Source organism: Streptomyces hydrogenans (genome assembly GCF_014656075.1).
Taxonomy (GTDB): domain Bacteria; phylum Actinomycetota; class Actinomycetes; order Streptomycetales; family Streptomycetaceae; genus Streptomyces; species Streptomyces hydrogenans.
This window is the reverse complement of the sequence record NZ_BNBS01000263.1, coordinates 1-3,150: the sequence shown is the minus strand read 5'-3', so window position 1 is coordinate 3,150 and position 3,150 is coordinate 1. Positions and strand designations below refer to the sequence as shown.

General features: G+C 70.3%; 2 protein-coding genes. Both read right to left on the bottom strand.

The window, feature by feature from the left end:
- Positions 1-120: 120 nt before the first annotated feature.
- On the bottom strand, positions 121-786 hold the full coding sequence (locus tag IE321_RS42695) for a hypothetical protein (protein ID WP_229916853.1): 666 nt from the start codon (positions 784-786) through the stop codon (positions 121-123).
- A 716-nt stretch (positions 787-1,502) separates the two neighbouring features.
- Positions 1,503-3,023, bottom strand: a complete 1,521-nt coding sequence (locus IE321_RS41170; protein ID WP_229916851.1) for a hypothetical protein — start codon at positions 3,021-3,023, stop codon at positions 1,503-1,505.
- Positions 3,024-3,150: the final 127 nt, after the last annotated feature.

Sequence of the window (3,150 nt, the reverse complement as noted above, 5' to 3'; positions counted from 1 at the left end):
CGCCCAGACGGTCACCACCGCGTGAAACCTGCTGCGTTCAGCCGTGCGCGTGTCAGCCAGGTCTGCGTCGCCGACGGGCAGGGAGCGACCCCGGAACCGGCCCTGTCGTCGTCGGCGGGTTCACCAATCGACGTGGGCGGTGATCCACCGGTTCAAGGCGTCGGTGTCGTGCGCCGGCGGCAGGTCAGGTGCGCAGGCCAGTGGTGTGAGGGACAGCTGAAGGTGGGTGAGGTAGCCGTAGGGACCGTTGTCGGCGTGGGGTCCGAGGACGAGGGCGTGGGTGGGGGTGCGCCAGATGCGGTGGGTCATGGCCGGGCCGGTCACGGTGGTCGCGTCCGACACGATCGTGCGTTCCGGGATGGAGCCCAGGTATGCGGTCACCGCCTGGGCGGCGCGGGTCAGTACGCCCTCGCAGTCATCGACCGTGGCCGGTCGTTTCCCGGTCCAGCCGGGCTGTTTCTGCCAGTCGTCCACGATAGGGAACAGCCAGGGGCCGTTGCGCATCTCGTCGTCGTTCTCGTCGATGGGGTAGACCTCACCGAAGACCAGCAGGTGACGGGCGTCAGGGAACCCGAAGGGTACGTAGCTCTCACTGCACAGCACGAGGCCGTGGTGGGTGACCAGGGAGTCACAGACGAGGTAGTGCTCCCAGCTCCATCCCCGCCGCTCCACGACCTCCTCGACATCCTGCTCGGGAACCCGTGGCTCGAACGGGCAGCCGATGAAGTCAGCGACGGCTGAGACCGTCAGCGGTTTGTGGGCCAGGGCATGGACATGAGCAGACACTCCCTCACCCTAGGCCCCCTCGACACGCTCCTTGCGACCAGGGGAATGCGCTGCCGTCCTCCGTCCTCGGCGAACCGAGGCCTCCGGCGGGCCGTGCCCGGCAAGCCGCAGCCCTACGGCGAGGACGCCGCCAGAGGTCCCAACAGATTCCGCACCGCCCACGGAACCACCGGACGGGGCAAAGAAGTATCTGCGGGTGCGGAAAGCAGGGAGCAGGGAGCCGGACAGGTTGCCCATCCGCCCAATGGGGCCCGCCGTCCGCCGCGCCCTGAACCTCAGCGCCGACCAGCGGTCGCCGACCGCGGCCTGTCCGTCGGTGCTGAGCCCGAACTCGGCGGCGATGGGCCGGAGGGTGCTCCAGTCGATGTCCGACCGGTTGCTCTTGGGGTACCCGATCCAGGCGGCCCTCGCCCGCTTGAGCGTCTCGGTGTACCGCTCCAGGAGGGCACGGACCGCCACTCGTCGGGCCTGGTGTTAGTGCCCGTGCCCGTGTCCGTGTTCGTGTCCGGCGGAAACCCGGTGCCCAGGCTCAGGTCCCCGGGGCTGCCCGAACTCTGCCTGCTGAGCAGGCCCATGCACATGCCCAGCGCCTGTCGCGTGGCGCTCCTTCACACGAGCCAGCGATCGCGAATGGGAAGAGATCGCACCTTACGCCCTCTGACACCCCATCTGGCCCGCCGAACATCGATCACCGATCACCGATCACCGATCACCGATCACCGATCGTAGCGAGCCTGCCAACGGCGCACCGCAAGGTCCCGCGGCGGCTCCTGGCTGACGGTGATCGTCGTGATCGCCTCGCCGTCGGACGCGTGCACATGGATCCAGCCCTGCGCGAAGTCCCGGAGCTCGTCCCGCTCTCCTGTGTACGCCGGCACGCCGAACGGGAGGTCCTTCCTCGTGGGCTCGGCCGGCATCCCGTCGACGAAGGCCGCGAGGCGCTCGGCCCGATGGCCGTGGCGACCGATGGTGACCTCGGTGACGGCGCCACCGCTCGTCTGCACGCGCACTCCGGCAAGCTCGCGCACGTACTGGACGAGCGGATGCGTGCCTTCGAGGCCCAGAACGTCGAGAAACAGCGTGAACTCACCGGAACGCCACCGGTGGATCCCGTGCGAGACGCTGGTCCCGTGGAGCACCGTCGTGATCTCGCCCGGCGTCTCGCGGTCGACGGTACGCGCGTACTCGACCACCAGGTCGTACGCGCCGTACCGGTGGAGATCGGCGCGCCCGGCGGTGGCCACCGGGGGACCGAGCTCCTGGTGAACATCGGCGCGTGACAGAGGCCGGCTCGCCCCGGGGAACAGGGTGTCCACGTGCCGGTGGGCGACGCCCGTGCCGGACCCGTCGAACCGGATCCGCGTACTCAGCACCCGGCCGTCCTGGACCTGGACCTCCACACCTCCGTCGAACACGATCAGCCGGCGTGTGAACCCGGACGAGACCGCCCAGCGTCTGCCCGTCCCTCCGGCCAGCCGCGCCACCTCCCGGAAGTCCGCGCCCGCTTCGGGTTCCCCCAGCAGCGTGAGGAAGGTGCGCATCGGCCCGTCCGGCAGGGGTGCCGGGGCAGGGCGCTCCAGGGCGATCTCCGCGAGGCCGTCGTCAACGTACCCGAGGCGTACGCGATCTCCCTCGATCGCGTACGTGTCCGCGGCCCCCTCCACCGGGTCGCCCAGGACCGCCCGCGCGCGCTCGCGCTCGCTGCCCGCGGCCAGTCCGGCGATCAGCGCGGCGGGACGCGGATACGCACCGTCGCCGACGAGGGCGAACACCAGGCCGCTCACGCCGTCGGGCCCGTCCGAGACGCGCGCCGTACCGGCGGCCAGTCCCCGCGAGACCCCCACCCGCTCCCCGTCCGGTACGTCGCCGAGGGCGTCCACGTGGTGCCAGATCTCACCCGCGAACCGAGGCGGAATCACCCGCTGCCGACTCCGGAACCACCGCTCGGGGGACCACGCCCCGCCACGGGGGTCGAACAGCCGCAGGTCGTCGTGCTCGCCCCTCCAGCACTCCATCTCGAACGACCCGACCGCCGACACGTCGACGAGCGCCGCCGCGTACTGCTCGTCCGTCAACGCGAACAGCGCGTCGGCGGAACCGTGCCCGACCTGCTGATCGACCCCGATCCAGGCCCGGCCCGTCGACACTTCCACACCGATGCTCGGCTTGCTTGCGACCTGCACGAAACACGTCACGTCAAGTTTGCGCCGCGGCACCTTCTTGTCGCGCTTCGCCATGGTCGTTCCCTCTCTGCTCCCCCGGAAGGTCCGGGTCGGCCCGCCGGACGTGTCAGGCCGCCCTGCGATTCCGCGTCCATGAGAATGGCATGGACCGACTTCTGGGCACTGATAGCCACCCTGAACG